Raw genomic sequence first — 14961 nt, 5'->3', positions numbered from 1 at the left:
GTAAGGCTGTCGCCATCCCAGAAAAAACCAATCCTATAGCAATGACAAGTAACGCAGCAGCGATAATGTAGGCAACCGAAGTCAGCCCTCTTTGCTGTCTCACTCCTTTTCGATCATAAACCATTGACGATTGTATTGAGTTTAGCTGCCAGTGTAGTCCCTAAACCAGAAAATACGGTTGTTAAACCTAATACCAATAAAGCTGCACCGATTACATACTCGATTACAGTCAACCCTTCTTCATCTTTCATGAATTCTTTACAATTATTCAAAAACTTATCCATGAGAACCTCTCCTTGATTTACGTATCAGGCTTTGTTTACCTGTAAACTAAATCTAGAGGTGAGAGATATATTAGGTTAGGATTTTCTTGCCATTTACTTGCACTTTTTTGTGGTACTTCTAATCTAATTATTACGCATCTTAATTTATCTATTTTTAAACTCGAAGTTGAATATGAAATAGAGTTGGTATTTATATGAAAGTAGTCACACCTTTATTATCAGATAAAGACAGTGAATTTAACTCTGTTATTATCAATAAAATAAACCACTACTTCCCCATTGAAAATTATAAGCAAGATATATCTATAATCAGTAACTTAGATGTCAGACTGGTATTTTTTATCTTGAATAGACCGGATAAACTTCAACTACTTACAATGGCATTATCTATTTGTGAAAACTTGAACAAGCGAATAGTCATTATTTGCTCGGACCAGTTACCTAATATCGTTCGAAATCATAAGAATATATTTTTCATTATCGAAACAAACAGCAATCATCTGACCAGTACATTCGAAGAACTTAAGCGTAAAACACAGCATATCTTCGAACCTCACTTCGATCTCGACAGAGACATAAATAACAACAATCAACTGCCTACCAAATTGTTTACTTCTGAGGTTGTTAACTATGTTATGGATAACATAAACAAAGAAATCAGAGAAACGGAGATCGCCGAGAAGTGCCATTGTTCAACAACCTACTTTTCGAAAAAGTTTCATCTACACTTTGGGGTAAGCTTTAGAGACTTTGTTTGTGACAAAAGAGTTCTACTAGCTAAAAAGTTGATTGAGGCGGATACCGAGTCAAAAATTGCTGTAATTGCCTATCAATGTGGATACAAGGATGTGTCGTATTTTTCGAGAATTTTTAAGAAAAGGACTGGTGTAACCCCAGCAAGTTACAGGCGTGCCTGCACAGATAACAGAAAACGCTAATTTTACTCCCTAAAAGAAAAAATCATGGTACATTTAACATGATTTTAACAAAAATAACTTAGCGAAAAACATGGAGTTAGACAATGATTCAGCCTAACGAGTTTAGCCAAGAACAAGCAACAGCTCTCCCTACACCCAATGACATGATTTTAAAATGGGCAGAAGAACGCCCAAACGAAGTCTATTTGAAACAGATTATTAACCGCCAATTTGTCGAATTTACTTATAAAGAAGTAGCCGACAAAGCACTGAAACTGGCGTCAGCACTAGAAGGGCTCGGCGCCCAACCGGGCGATCGAGTCGCTCTCGTATCGAAAAACTGTGCAGAGTGGTTCATCTGCGACCTTGCCATGATGTTAGGAGATTTTGTCAGCGTCCCAATCTTTCCAACAGCTGGTGCAGACACCATCCAATACTGTATTGAGCACAGTGAAAGTAAAATAGTGATTGCAGGTAAGCTAGATGATCCGGCTGCTACCCAAAAGGTATTGGATGACAATCCGAACTTGATCAGCATCTCTCTACCATACGATACGGCTGCCAAATGCCAACACACATTTGAACAGCTGATCGATACGCATGAACCATCCACCAAACGTCCTCAACATCACGACGACAAGCTAATGTCATTAGTGTATACATCCGGCACCTCTGGATTACCAAAAGGGGCAATGCTTACATACGGCGCCTTTACATGGTCAGTTCAAAGACTGATCGACCATATTGGTATCCAACCCGGCGATCGCCTGTTTTCTTACCTACCACTTGCTCATATTACAGAACGCGTTTACATCTTTGGTTCTTCAGTCATGGGTGGCGTGGTCACGGCTTTCCCTGAGTCTTTAGACACGTTTATTGATGATGTGAAAATGCATCGTCCTACTCTGTTTATTTCAGTTCCTCGTTTATGGACGCTGTTCCAGCAGCGAATCCAAGACAAATTGCCGCAGAAGAAACTGAACTTCTTACTTAAGATTCCGTTTATCAACAACATCATTAAGAAGAAGCTGGCTGACGGTTTAGGATTAGATCAAGCTCGTGTTCTTGGATGTGGTTCAGCTCCGGTATCACCCGCTCTACTGGCATGGTATGAGAGTGTTGGCTTGCACATTACCGAGGCATGGGGCATGACAGAATCTTTCGCCTATAGCACGCTCAACTATCCATTCAGAGCCGATAAAATTGGTACGGTTGGCAATGCAGGCCCAGGAATCGAACTTAAGATTGCAGAAGACGAAGAGATCTTGGTTCGAGGCAAAGGCCTATTCTCTGGTTACTACAAGAATGACATTGCAACCCAAGAGTCTTTTAACTCAGAAGGTTGGCTGCATACCGGTGATATTGGTGATATCGACAGCGAAGGCTACCTAACGATTCGTGGACGTAAGAAAGATACCTTTAAAACCGCTAAAGGTAAGTTCGTTGCTCCTGTGCCTATCGAAAATAAACTCTTTGAGTACAGCCGCGTAGAAATGATGTGTTTGATAGGTCTTGGTCTACCAGGCCCAATCCTACTGGTGGTACCGCATGACTTCCCTAACTTTGACCGAGCTCGTTATGAGAGAACGACAAAGCGCGTTATCGAGAAAATGAACGAGCAGCTCGGCTCACATGAGAAGATCAAGGGTGTACTGATGATTAAGGAACCATGGAGCATTGAGAATGGCGTGTTAACCCCTACTCTCAAAATCAAGCGACATATTCTTGAGCAGAAATACCATGAAATCGGACATAACTGGCCAAAAGATAAATTGGTGGTTTGGGAAGAATAATCAAAACCGAGAGGGAGCCATTACGGCTCCTTTTTTGTAAGCTCAAATTATAAGTACTTAGTATAATCCGCAGCATCACTACTCTCATTATCCAAACCGATATCATCTCTCATTCGGCTACTTAGCGATTCCGAGCAAATAATTTGTCTCGATTTAGTCACCTTCCTCATCTTATTTTTATCAATAGTTTTAAGTGCCTGAGTAACAAATCTGCCAACCCAACAGGTTATTGCTTTCATTTTCTCTCTCTTGTATTCCCTGTTTATTTGTCGCTATTATGGAAACTACCTGTTCGATAACCGAACAACCATTATTAACAAGAACTATAAGCTGAGATTATGGACAATAGACTGCGCTACCTTTCAGGTCTCCGTTACTTTGAAGTTGCGGCTCGCTTAAGCAGTTACAGCAAAGCTGCTGAAGAGCTGTTCGTCAGTCAAGCTGCCGTCAGCCAGAAGATTCGACAGTTAGAACAGCAGGTTGGATGTAAGCTCTTTATTCGTAAGGGGCGAGCAATGACTTTGACACACGAAGGACACACGCTTTTTAAACATGTATCTGATGGATTTCAAGAGGTGATACTGGGATTGAACAAGATCCAGTCTGAACCCATTCAAGGGCTACTTGTTGTTAGAAGTCCACCCTCTTTTGCGACGCGTTGGTTGCTACCTAGGCTTTGGAAGTTCTCAGTGAAGCATCCAGAGATCCCGATCAAGGTGCTAACAGGCTGCGACACACCAAATTTAAAGCATGGCGAGATTGATGTAGCTATTCGACAAGGTGAAGACTTATATGTGGAAGAAGGCTTGACTCTTAAGATGCTAATTAACGAGCCTATCTACCCTTTTTGCTCCCCCGAGTTAGCAAAATCTCTGAAATTCACATCACCAGAACAACTCCTCAAGTGTTGGCTGATTCAGTTTGATAGCGGTTGTTTCCCTTGGGAGGAATGGTTTAGACAAGCAAACATATCTACCCAAAGCAGCACCATTCAATGGATGGAAGTCGGTACATTTGATATGGGGCTAACCACAGTCATGGCGGGACATGGCGTTTGCCTAGCAACGGACAGCTTGGCTGGTGACTTCATCGAACGCGGCTTGCTAGTAAAACCCTTTGATATAGGCATGACGCCTGGTGTTCAAGTAAACCTATGTTTTGACCCCAACTCCCCGAGAAAAGAGCGTATTACAGCGTTCACCAATTGGTTACACGAAGAAGTAAACGAGCTATTGGAGAATTAGCTCTCAACTATCGATTCCTCAAATAAGCAATGAGCTTAAATAAGCAACAAGCTTAACTCAACATAGAACTGTAACGTAAACCTCCCGACACCGACAAAACTATGTTGAGCAAAAGCAACGTTGAGTTAAAAGCTACGCTGCCCTGAATCACTCCCAAAATGACTTCTTCAGTTCTTTCTCGACTTGCTCTGAAGTAACCCCGATATCTCTCAATAAATAGTCGGGAAGCTCAGACAACTGCTTTCTGGTTCTACGATTCCGAATATACAGTCTCAATTTAGAATAGAATTTCTTAGTTGATAACGATGACAAAAGTGAATGGTTGGTATTTGCTGTTACTGTGATCGTATTCATACCCTTTCTCCTGTTGATCTTTTGCTTTGTTATGGTCAATAATCGACCAACAGAGCAACATCGACAAACGATAGATACTGGCATTCAGTTAAGGAAAACTAATGTGAGAGAGCGAACCCCACCATTCCAAGGGATCTACTATTTTTATACTGCAGCTGAAACTGGCAGTTTTAAGCTCGCAGCAGAAAAGCTATTTGTTACTGCTGCCGCGGTGAGTCAACAAATTCGTCAACTTGAGGAATGGTTAGGAGCTGACCTCTTTATTCGCCAGCACCGAAAAATAGTATTAACCCATGAAGGCGAAGTACTGTACCTGCAAGCGAAGAAAGGCTTTGCTCATATTCAAGATGGGGTAAGACGAATCAACCAAGATCCTAATCCTACTCAGCTATCGATCTCTACCGTGCCTTCCTTTGCTCAGCATTGGCTCGTACCCAGAATTGGCGACTTTCGCGATCGCCACCCTGATCTATCTATGTTAATAGAACCGACCAACAAACTGGTTACCTTTGAAGACTCGGCTGTCGATGTCTGTGTTCGATATGGTCATGGTAACTACCCAAACATCGAATCACGTTGGTTAATGGACGAAGTGGTTTACCCTGTCTGCCATCCTATCTATCAAGAAAAATATGGAATCTATGACATCAGCGATCTGCATAAAGCAGAGTTAATTGAAGACCGTTGGCCTGATATGGATTGGAACCTATGGTTAGACGTTGTTGGGGCAAAGGCAGGACGTTCATCACTGCAATTTGATGGTTCGCATTTTGTTTTAGAAGGTGCATTATCCGTTCAGGGCGTTGCCTTGGTTAAGCACAGCTTGGTGTATCGCTATTTGCAGGAAAAGAAACTCGTCCGAATCGGTAACATTGCGCTGAAACCTAAATACAATTACTTTTTATGCGCGCCTCCAGGCTACTTCCATCGAGAAAAAATAAAACGCTTCGAAGAATGGATGCAGACTCAAGTTAAATTATTTGGTGATACAGGTAGAGAAGAATTGTCGATTATCCACACCGATTACGAACTTAAATGGTCTGATAATTCATAAAGCGAAACTGGTATACTGAGCTCAAATAAATGGCGAGAACATCTCATGACACAAGAAAATAACCCACTTCACGGTATCACTCTACAAAAGCTACTGACTGAATTGGTTGAACATTACGGTTGGGAAGAGTTGAGTTACATGGTCAACATCAACTGTTTCAAAAAAGACCCGAGTATTAAATCTAGCCTAAAGTTTTTGCGTAAAACTGACTGGGCTCGTACCAAAGTAGAGCAGATCTACATTGATTTAAAACGCTAGTCCCTCTCTTCTTCCGCTCTATCTAAATCTTTCCCGTATCTATTAGGTGCGGGATCATATCATCTCACGCATCTCACGCATCTCACGCATCTCACGCATCTCACGCAGTATGTTACAAGCAATAAAAAGCCCCGCAAGCTTTCACTTGCGGGGCTTTTTTTAGCTAATTTAGAAAAGGGCTAATTACTTACCAGCTTCTTTTTCAGCTTTAACTTTTGCAATCACTTCGTCAGCAACGTTAGTTGGACATGGTGCGTATTGTGCGAATTCCATAGAGAATTGGCCACGACCAGAAGTGATAGTACGTAGGTGACCGATGTAGCCGAACATCTCAGAAAGAGGTACGTCAGCTTTAATACGAACACCAGTTACGCCAGCTTGTTGATCTTTGATCATACCACGACGACGGTTAAGGTCACCGATAACATCACCAACGTGATCGTCTGGAGTGAACACGTCAACGTTCATGATAGGCTCAAGAAGTTGCGCGCCAGCTTTAGGCATAGATTGACGGAATGCGCCTTTCGCTGCGATTTCAAATGCGATTGCAGATGAATCGACTGCGTGGAAACCACCATCGAAAAGTTCAACTTCAACGTCTAGAGTTGGGAAGCCAGCTAGTACGCCGTTTTCCATCATAGATGCGAAGCCTTTCTCAACTGCAGGCCAGAATTCTTTAGGAACGTTACCGCCCACAACTACAGAGTTGAACTTGAAGCCAGAACCTGCTTCGCCTGGTTTGATACGGTAATCGATCTTACCGAATTGACCAGAACCACCAGATTGCTTCTTGTGCGTGTAGCTATCTTCAATTGCTTGAGTGATAGTTTCACGGTAAGCAACTTGAGGAGCACCTACAGTTAGGTCAACGCCGTATGTACGCTTAAGGATATCTACCTTGATGTCTAGGTGAAGTTCACCCATACCTTTCAGGATAGTTTCGCCAGTCTCTTCGTCAGTCTCAACTTGGAAAGATGGATCTTCTGCAACCATTTTACCGATCGCGATACCCATTTTCTCAGAACCGCCTTTATCTTTTGGAGATACAGCGATTGAGATTACTGGAGTTGGGAATACCATTGGCTCAAGCGTTACTTGGTGCTTAGGATCACATAGAGTGTGACCAGTTTGCACGTTCTTCATACCAACGATCGCAATGATGTCACCAGCTTGTGCGCTAGTTAGTTCGTTACGGTCATCAGCTTGCATCTCAACCATACGGCCAACACGTTCTGTTTTGCCAGTGAATGAGTTAAGAATCGTGTCACCTTTGTTCAGTTTACCAGAGTAAATACGAACGAAAGTTAGAGCACCGAAGCGGTCATCCATGATTTTGAATGCAAGCGCTTTGAAAGTTTCTTCTGTAGAAACGATAGCGTGTTCGCCAGTTTCTTCGCCAGCTTCGTCCATTAGAGGTTGAGGATCAACTTCAGTTGGAGAAGGTAGGTAATCTACAACAGCGTCAAGAACGATTTGTACGCCCTTGTTCTTGAATGCAGAACCACAGAAAGTTGGGAAGAATGCTAGGTCACGAGTACCTTTACGGATACAACGCTTAACGTCTTCGATAGAAGGCTCTTCACCTTCCATGTAAGCTTCCATTAGGTCATCGTCTTGCTCTACAGCAGTTTCGATTAGCTCTTCACGGTATTGCTCTACGTCATCTACCATGTCCGCAGGAACATCTAGAATTTCGTAGTTTTCAGGAAGACCAGTGTCATCCCAAACGTATGCTTTACGGCTTAGAAGGTCTACAACACCCACGAATTCATCTTCGCGGCCGATTGGTAGAACCATAACTAGAGGAGTAGCACCTAGAACGTTTTTAACTTGGTCAACAACGTTGTAGAAATCTGCACCCATACGGTCTAGTTTGTTAACGAAGATCAGACGAGATACTTCTGATTCGTTAGCGTAGCGCCAGTTAGTTTCTGATTGAGGTTCAACACCACCAGAACCACAGAATACACCGATACCGCCATCAAGTACTTTAAGAGAACGGTATACTTCAACTGTGAAGTCAACGTGTCCAGGAGTATCGATAACGTTTAGACGGTGACCGTTCCAGAAACAGCTTACAGCTGCTGATTGGATAGTAATACCGCGCTCAGCTTCCTGTTCCATGAAGTCAGTAGTTGATTCGCCATCATGTACTTCACCAGTCTTGTGGATTTGACCAGTTAGCTTAAGGATACGCTCAGTGGTAGTTGTTTTACCCGCATCAACGTGCGCGAAAATACCAATGTTTCTGTATTTCGATAAATCTGCCATTGTCTTACTCTGTTAATAGGATATAAAATGCGCGCAGAGTATATCACAATCTGTGAAGACTGATAGCTTTGCATGCATTTGGGACTAAAAAACTTTGCCTTTTTCTAACATATAGAAAAAGGCACTCAGTAGTAACAATCTAAATGATTGTTAATTATAGTGCTAACCCAAAGCCTAATCGGCGTTAAGGTTAGGCTGAATTGCTGCTGTATAGAGTAGCTGAAGTGAGTTCAATTACAACTCATCAAAAGCATTAATTGCTTCCGATAATTTTTTCACACCATGGATCTGCATTCCAGGAATGCCACCTTTAGGCATGTTCGCTGCCGGTACGATTGCTTTCTTAAAGCCGTGTTTAAATGCTTCATTTAAACGCTCTTGTCCGCTCGGTACAGGTCGAATCTCACCCGCTAGACCTACTTCTCCAAACACCACCACATCTTTTGGCAATGCGCGGTCTCTGAAACTTGAAAGTAGAGCCATCACCAACGCAAGATCAGCACTGGTTTCGGTTACTTTAACACCACCAACGACATTCACAAACACATCTTGGTCAGCCATTTGTAAGCCGCCGTGTTTATGCAGCACCGCTAATAATAATGAAAGCCTGTTTTGCTCAAGGCCGACAGCGACACGACGCGGATTTGCCAGCTGGGAATAATCCACCAGCGCTTGGATTTCAACAAGCAATGGACGAGTGCCTTCCCACACAACCATCACCGAACTACCCGAGGTTTCTTCTTCACCACGAGACAAGAAGATTGCGGATGGGTTACTAACTTCTTTTAGTCCTTGGCCTGTCATGGCAAATACGCCAAGCTCATTGACCGCACCAAAACGGTTTTTGTGGCTGCGCAGTGTTCTAAAGCGGCTATCTGTTCCGCCATCCAATAGAACAGAACAGTCAATAATGTGCTCAAGCACTTTTGGCCCGGCTAAGGTGCCGTCTTTAGTTACGTGTCCCACCAAGAACACCGCAACATTATTTTGCTTTGCGTAGCGCGTTAATGCGGTTGCCGATTCACGAACCTGAGCAACACCGCCCGGTGAAGACTGAACATCAGCAACGTGCATAACTTGGATGGAGTCGATAACCATGATCTTTGGCTGTTCTTTTTCAGCAACCTGACAGATCTTATCTACGTTGGTTTCAGAGAGCATCTTTAGGTGCTCTTTTGGTAATCCAAGTCGAGAGGCACGCATTGCAACCTGCTGTAAGGATTCTTCACCTGTTACATAAAGAGTCGGCAGTTGAGAAGAGAGCTGACACATGGTCTGCAATAATAGTGTTGATTTACCCGCGCCTGGGTTACCACCAATCAGGATCGCAGCTCCAGGGACAACACCACCACCGAGTACGCGGTCGAGCTCTTTGAAGCCACTACTAAAGCGTGGCACTTCTTGTAGATTAATTTCAGATAATGTCTGAACGCTCGATTCTGTTACTGCACCTGCATAACCAGATAATCTTTCATTGCGCGCTACTTGAGGTGAAGCGGCTAACCTAACTTCTGTAATCGTGTTCCAAGCACCACATGCGTTGCACTGCCCCTGCCAACGTGGAAAGTCAGCACCACAGTCATTACACACATAAGCTCGTTTTGCCTTAGCCATAAAACCTCAATAATTTACTCAGTTACACAATGATGTTGTCAATTTGTGACTTATTTGACCGTACGGGTGAAAATAAACGTTGCAGTCATACCACTTATACTTAAAGATCGATTTAAACTAGTCGATAACATAAATGCACCGTCCATTCTAACAAGAAAAGTATGCAGCAATCTGAAATTCTATCTGTAGCAGAACGTCTTATCCCGGCCTACCACGCCGAAGATTTCGAATTCCTTCTTTCTCAAATGACAGAAGGCGAATCTCCGTCTCTAAAACTGCTGGTTAAAATGGAACTGAATCGTATCATGGCTCCGTGTACAAAGAGCATTGATTTACGTGGGCGCATTGATAATGAATGTCGTCAGTTCACGTTAGACGGCCGTAAACACTGGCTCGATGACATCGCTTTAAACGCGTATCAACGTGGCACTAAAAAGTTTAAAGGTTACACAGAAGGCGCATGGGAGTTAGTAATGACTCCGCGAACTCAACCAATGAGCGTTGTTAAAACATCTTCTCAAGGTAACCACGACATTACTAGCGCCAATAGCCCGTACGAAGCTGAAGCGATTAATCTAGGTTACGACTTAAAGCGTCAAGAGAACAGACTCAAGATTAGCTCACAGGTTGAGATCACCACATCGAAAGGGCAAAGCCTACATGGTGTAACGGTTGATATTTCTCCGTCGGGCGCAAAGTTCAAGGTGCCAAGCGCCTTTCGATACAACCTCGGTGAGATCATCAGCGTTAAATTCTCAGAGCTTATCGAAAAGTCCCAAGAAAACGATGTTAACCAAGCTGTTGAATTTCGTGTTTTGGGTATCGACGAGTCTTATGAGAACAACGCGGTCAAATTTCTAAGAACCATCAAGGTAAGCGACAACAATGTTGTGGGTCGCTTACTCGATGAGTCTTTAAATAGCATCAGTAAGAAAACCAGCCATGAGAACCAAGATAGGATCATTCGAACTCGTACGCGAGGAATCGAACACACCTATCTAAAGCATACTTGTAACCTTCCGCTGTTCTTCAGCGGCAGTGAACTAAAGCTTGCCCTACTGACGGATAACAACCATCCGTTGTGGCAATACTGGCACGACGAGCGAAATCAACAAGCGCTGGGCACCCTGTTCAACGAGCAACGTATGAACCTGCTGGCGAAACCAGGAGTGAAGGGAACCAGTAACGTTATCTACTCTTTTACCCATGAACACCAAAACAAGACCTTGTTCTATTCAATGATGCTACCTGAAGCCTCTCGCGAACAAAGACAACTGTTTTGGCACATTGGCGGTAAACGTAAAAGTTGGAAGGCGTTCAAGTTCTCAGTTTTCGAACTTTCAGACACCGAACAACAAGCGTTAGCCAAACACTCGGATACTCTGGCTCAAAGCTCAGCGCAACTGACGCATTGCGGTATCTTGCAAGAAATTGGCGATCACGAAAGTGCGGCTGATTATCTGTTAAGTGAAAAGCCACGTATTCCAAGCAGTGAACTGAACCGCTTTCGTCACCCACGCACTGTGGTTGGGAATATTCAAAGTATCTACTTTGATTCTCAGACTCGCCGTAAAGAACCGAGATACCAATTTAAATCACCGTTACAACTTACGTCACAAGATGGCGCTGCGGCAAGCGGACACACTTTAGATATCTCGAAGCGTGGACTGAGCATTAACCTTGAACACCCAATGGTCCTCAAGATTAATGATCCGGTATTGGTGAACTTCAATGAACTGCAGCTCTATGACAAGAACCTGCCATTGAGCACCGTGCCTTACCATGTGATCCGAGTGAGCCCGAATGGCCGCAACGTACAGCTGGTTATTGCTGAGAACGCGAAGACGATGCGTACTATCGCTTTCCTTAATGGGCTTATCGATCAAAACCAAAGTAAGCTGATTAAGAAGCAAGAGATACTGCCAACACATTCGCTACTCGAATCACTGCACAACATTTTGTTGAGCAAGATGGTCAGTAACCCAATATTCATTGATAAGCCAAGTTCAACGCTGCGCTGTAAGATCATTGGTGTGAATTTCCCACTGAATAAGCATCTAACGTTACTTGCTAAACTTGGTCACAACCAAAAGTTCTCACTCGAGCCAATCTTCAAGGGTCACACCAACTCACTGTTGGCTGAGCCACTAAAAAGAATTGAAGGTGCGGAGCCTAAGCATCATGACGTGTACATTGCTGCAGTGAAGTTTGGCGACAAAATCCAGTCGGTACACACCAAGTTGGTCAAAGACTTCGCCTCAGCAAAGGAACGCATCTTATTCATCAAGAAAGCGCAGCACTTAGGTGATGTGTATGTATTGCGAGTCACCACGGCACCTATCTTTAATCCGCTAACGAGTTTATTCCAGTCGGATTTAGAAGAGCTTTCACGCATCAGTATGCATCAAGCTAAGAAGCTAGAGAATGAGGTGACGGCGTTTATCGGTTATGGCGAGATAGAGGACATTACCGATGAAGTGCTGATTCGATTGGAGCTAACACGCTAGCCTCGAGTGGCGTATTAACTTAAGCATGAAAATTGAAAAAGCAGGCTGATAGCCTGCTTTTTTTGTGTCTGAGCCACTATTGCTAAATAAGATACATCGCCAATAGCACTTAGGTAGAGCCCCTAAGGTTTCGCTTGCCAGCTGATCTTCTGTTGCTTAGCCAATACACCCGACAAGATACACAGCACACCGCCTAAACCTGCGTAACGAACAGCAGTTTGAGCTTGCTGCTCTACTTTTGGTTTTGCGTGGTAGGCAATGCCTAAACCTGCAGAGCCCATCATCACCAAGTCATTGGCACCATCACCAACGGCAACGGTATTATGTAGTTCCAATTCGTACTCTTCAGCCAACTCTACCAAGATATCCGCTTTGGTCTGCGCCGAAACAACATCGCCTAAGACTTCACCCGTCAACTTACCGTTGACGATCTCAAGCGTGTTTGATTGAGCATGGTCTAGATCAAGGGTATCTTTCAGGTAGTCAGAGAAGTAAGTAAAACCGCCTGATGCAATCGCCGTTTTCCAGCCAAGCTTATTTAGAGTATTCACCAGCCCGACCAAGTCTGGCATGAATGGCAATGACTGACGCACTTGCTCTAATATCGATTCATCCGCACCTTTCAGTGCTCCTACTCGCTGGCGTAGGCTCTGTTCAAAGTCGAGCTCGCCTTGCATTGCTCGTTCTGTGATTTCAGAGACTAACTCTCCCACTCCAGCTAGCTTGGCAATCTCATCGATGCATTCAATTTGAATCGCTGTGGAATCCATATCCATCACGATCAAACCTGGCTTAGATAAGTCTGGGACCTCGCTAAGGCAAGCATAATCAAGCTTTAGCGCTTGGAGGATTTCTTCGTGTGCTGGCGTTAGATTGCCTGACATCAAAGCCACTTCATAATGCCCAACCTTCCACGTATCGAGGATGGTGTTGTAAGTGCCAGTGAAAAAGTCGATGTCATCGAAAGATTGTGGAGATAAGTACTCACCAAACACAATCCAATTGGCCTTGGATTTAGCGAGTTGAGAAGCGAAACGAGTCTCGGGGAGTCGAGTTAATAATGTCGTATGCCTTTTTATCGGCAGATATTTCTGAGCGTCCATGTGTATGATTCCTAATTAACTATGCTAAACGTTAACCTATTGCAATTTGAAAACGCAAGTCTCAATATGTCTTAATCATAACATTTGTTTATTTCAGGCTTCGTGAAACATGAATGAATCATTGTTCTCAATACGTAACGCTTTACGAATGCTAGCCCTCATTTTGTTGGCTACCATGTTCGTTGTAACGATTAAAAATACGGTCGTGATCAGTAAAGGTAACGAGAAGATCCAAGCAAAACAGTTGGAAACTCTTACCAAGCTGCTTATCTCTCAGGCATCACTTTCAGCCAGCAAGATGATCACGCAACAAGACCAAGAGCGATTACTTGATCTTACTAATCAGCTGTCTCAAGACCGACTGGTGTTCGATACCACCATCTATGATGCAGAGGGTATTCGACTGGCTTCGAGTGAAAAAGCGCTCTCGGTGCGCGAGGTTCTTGGCTTAGATACGCCACTTTCAACAGCAAGTATCGGCAGACAACAATTAGTTGAACCTATTTATTCACCGGAGAAAACGATCATCGGCTTTATTCGAGTGACTTTTGAAACAGGTAAGATGACGGCAATTTCTGATCACCATTATCGAAAAAGTGATCGCTACATGATCGGTATGGTGTTGATGGGGTTTGTGAGTGGCGTGTTGTTCATTATGCTGATTCGCAGAAGGCCAACCAAGTCTGGTGAGAACTTATTGTTGAAGAATGTAAGCTCATAAACATCGCGTTTAACTTATCCAATAAAAAGCCCCGACGCTCAGGCAGCAACGGGGTTTTTTGTTATCTGTTCACTTATCAAGCTAAGACAAATCAAGATTATTCTTGGTCACCAAGCAACACAGAGTCTAGTGCGATAACCATCATGTCGTTGAAAGTCGTTTGACGTTCATCTGATGTAGTTTGCTCACCAGTCTTGATGTGGTCAGAAACAGTACAAATCGTTAGCGCTTTCGCACCGTATTCAGCACATACGCCATAGATGCCAGCCGCTTCCATCTCTACGCCAACAATGCCATATTTGTCCATCACTTCGAACATCTCTGGATCTGGCGTGTAGAACAACTCAGCCGAGAACAGGTTGCCAACTTTTACATCAACACCACGTACTTTTGCTGCATCTTCTGCCGCACGTACCATTTTGTAGTCTGCGATAGCTGCGAAGTCGTGACCTTTAAAGCGAATACGGTTCACTTTTGAGTCAGTACATGCGCCCATGCCAATAACCACATCACGCACTTTGATATCTTCGCTCACTGCACCACAACTACCCACACGAATGATCTTTTTCACACCAAAATCTTTGATTAGCTCAGTCGCGTAAATAGAACAAGATGGAATGCCCATACCATGTCCCATTACCGAAACCTTACGACCTTTGTAAGTACCGGTGTAACCAAACATGTTGCGAACGTCGCACACTTGAACCACTTCTTCTAAGAAGGTTTCAGCGATGTATTTAGCACGTAGCGGGTCGCCTGGCATTAAAACTACGTCAGCGAAATCACCCATTTCAGCATTAATATGTGGAGTAGCCATTGAAAATATCCTTAATCTCAAAAC

13 protein-coding genes are annotated in these 14961 nt (G+C 43.6%); 7 read left to right on the top strand and 6 right to left on the bottom strand.

Translation table 11 applies throughout. The annotated features are described in order from the left end of the window. Window positions 1-113: 113 nt before the first annotated feature. On the bottom strand, window positions 114-284 hold the full coding sequence (locus tag CWO08_RS03195) for a Flp family type IVb pilin (protein ID WP_004734461.1): 171 nt from the start codon (window positions 282-284) through the stop codon (window positions 114-116). A 194-nt stretch (window positions 285-478) separates the two neighbouring features. Between CWO08_RS03195 and CWO08_RS03190 the strand changes: the two genes are divergently transcribed. From CWO08_RS03190 to CWO08_RS03175, 3 genes are all read left to right on the top strand, one after another. Beyond that, a complete protein-coding gene (locus tag CWO08_RS03190) occupies window positions 479-1222 on the top strand; it encodes an AraC family transcriptional regulator (protein ID WP_108019872.1) in 744 nt (247 codons plus the stop codon). An 83-nt stretch (window positions 1223-1305) separates the two neighbouring features. Then, complete coding sequence (locus tag CWO08_RS03185) at window positions 1306-2994, top strand: AMP-binding protein (RefSeq protein ID WP_108019870.1); 1689 nt, start codon at window positions 1306-1308, stop codon at window positions 2992-2994. Window positions 2995-3332: 338 nt separating this feature from the next. Beyond that, a complete protein-coding gene (locus CWO08_RS03175) occupies window positions 3333-4238 on the top strand; it encodes a LysR substrate-binding domain-containing protein (RefSeq protein WP_102432822.1) in 906 nt (301 codons plus the stop codon). Window positions 4239-4385: 147 nt separating this feature from the next. On the opposite strand, the gene CWO08_RS03170 is transcribed toward CWO08_RS03175, so the two are convergent. Continuing rightward, window positions 4386-4592: a DUF1127 domain-containing protein gene (locus CWO08_RS03170; RefSeq protein ID WP_102432823.1), complete on the bottom strand. Its 207-nt coding sequence runs from the start codon at window positions 4590-4592 to the stop codon at window positions 4386-4388. A gap of 103 nt (window positions 4593-4695) precedes the next feature. Here CWO08_RS03170 and CWO08_RS03165 point away from each other — a divergent pair, with 103 nt between their 5' ends. Then, window positions 4696-5646: a LysR substrate-binding domain-containing protein gene (locus CWO08_RS03165; protein ID WP_108019868.1), complete on the top strand. Its 951-nt coding sequence runs from the start codon at window positions 4696-4698 to the stop codon at window positions 5644-5646. A 45-nt stretch (window positions 5647-5691) separates the two neighbouring features. After that, window positions 5692-5904: a VF530 family DNA-binding protein gene (locus CWO08_RS03160; RefSeq protein WP_017106559.1), complete on the top strand. Its 213-nt coding sequence runs from the start codon at window positions 5692-5694 to the stop codon at window positions 5902-5904. A gap of 183 nt (window positions 5905-6087) precedes the next feature. Here the strand turns inward: CWO08_RS03160 and fusA are convergent, their stop codons facing one another. Together fusA and radA are read right to left on the bottom strand one after the other, a co-directional pair. Next, a complete protein-coding gene (gene fusA / locus CWO08_RS03155) occupies window positions 6088-8175 on the bottom strand; it encodes an elongation factor G (protein ID WP_050633924.1) in 2088 nt (695 codons plus the stop codon). A 234-nt stretch (window positions 8176-8409) separates the two neighbouring features. Next, complete coding sequence (gene radA, locus CWO08_RS03150) at window positions 8410-9789, bottom strand: DNA repair protein RadA (RefSeq protein WP_108019866.1); 1380 nt, start codon at window positions 9787-9789, stop codon at window positions 8410-8412. 161 nt (window positions 9790-9950) lie between these two features. Between radA and CWO08_RS03145 the strand changes: the two genes are divergently transcribed. Continuing rightward, on the top strand, window positions 9951-12296 hold the full coding sequence (locus CWO08_RS03145; RefSeq protein ID WP_108019864.1) for a PilZ domain-containing protein: 2346 nt from the start codon (window positions 9951-9953) through the stop codon (window positions 12294-12296). Window positions 12297-12418: 122 nt separating this feature from the next. Here the strand turns inward: CWO08_RS03145 and serB are convergent, their stop codons facing one another. Further along, entirely contained in the window at window positions 12419-13399 is a 981-nt protein-coding gene (serB, locus tag CWO08_RS03140) for a phosphoserine phosphatase (RefSeq protein WP_017058828.1), read from the bottom strand. A 109-nt stretch (window positions 13400-13508) separates the two neighbouring features. Here serB and CWO08_RS03135 point away from each other — a divergent pair, with 109 nt between their 5' ends. Continuing rightward, window positions 13509-14120: a YtjB family periplasmic protein gene (locus CWO08_RS03135; protein ID WP_076655999.1), complete on the top strand. Its 612-nt coding sequence runs from the start codon at window positions 13509-13511 to the stop codon at window positions 14118-14120. Window positions 14121-14217: 97 nt separating this feature from the next. On the opposite strand, the gene deoD is transcribed toward CWO08_RS03135, so the two are convergent. Continuing rightward, entirely contained in the window at window positions 14218-14937 is a 720-nt protein-coding gene (gene deoD / locus CWO08_RS03130; protein ID WP_102433377.1) for a purine-nucleoside phosphorylase, read from the bottom strand. Window positions 14938-14961 lie beyond the last annotated feature (24 nt).

This window comes from Vibrio sp. 10N.286.48.B8 (assembly GCF_003050085.1).
GTDB classification, from domain to species: Bacteria; Pseudomonadota; Gammaproteobacteria; order Enterobacterales; family Vibrionaceae; genus Vibrio; species Vibrio crassostreae.
This window is presented reverse-complemented; position numbering and strand designations above follow the sequence as displayed.

Bases quoted from the DNA above. Each gene is read 5' to 3' on its own strand.
- CWO08_RS03195 (WP_004734461.1), bottom strand. From the start codon at position 284: ATGGATAAGTTTTTGAATAATTGTAAAGAATTCATGAAAGATGAAGAA.
- CWO08_RS03190 (WP_108019872.1), top strand. From the start codon at position 479: ATGAAAGTAGTCACACCTTTATTATCAGATAAAGACAGTGAATTTAAC.
- CWO08_RS03185 (WP_108019870.1), top strand. From the start codon at position 1,306: ATGATTCAGCCTAACGAGTTTAGCCAAGAACAAGCAACAGCTCTCCCT.
- CWO08_RS03175 (WP_102432822.1), top strand. From the start codon at position 3,333: ATGGACAATAGACTGCGCTACCTTTCAGGTCTCCGTTACTTTGAAGTT.
- CWO08_RS03170 (WP_102432823.1), bottom strand. From the start codon at position 4,592: ATGAATACGATCACAGTAACAGCAAATACCAACCATTCACTTTTGTCA.
- CWO08_RS03160 (WP_017106559.1), top strand. From the start codon at position 5,692: ATGACACAAGAAAATAACCCACTTCACGGTATCACTCTACAAAAGCTA.
- fusA (WP_050633924.1), bottom strand. From the start codon at position 8,175: ATGGCAGATTTATCGAAATACAGAAACATTGGTATTTTCGCGCACGTT.
- radA (WP_108019866.1), bottom strand. From the start codon at position 9,789: ATGGCTAAGGCAAAACGAGCTTATGTGTGTAATGACTGTGGTGCTGAC.
- CWO08_RS03145 (WP_108019864.1), top strand. From the start codon at position 9,951: ATGCAGCAATCTGAAATTCTATCTGTAGCAGAACGTCTTATCCCGGCC.
- serB (WP_017058828.1), bottom strand. From the start codon at position 13,399: ATGGACGCTCAGAAATATCTGCCGATAAAAAGGCATACGACATTATTA.
- CWO08_RS03135 (WP_076655999.1), top strand. From the start codon at position 13,509: ATGAATGAATCATTGTTCTCAATACGTAACGCTTTACGAATGCTAGCC.
- deoD (WP_102433377.1), bottom strand. From the start codon at position 14,937: ATGGCTACTCCACATATTAATGCTGAAATGGGTGATTTCGCTGACGTA.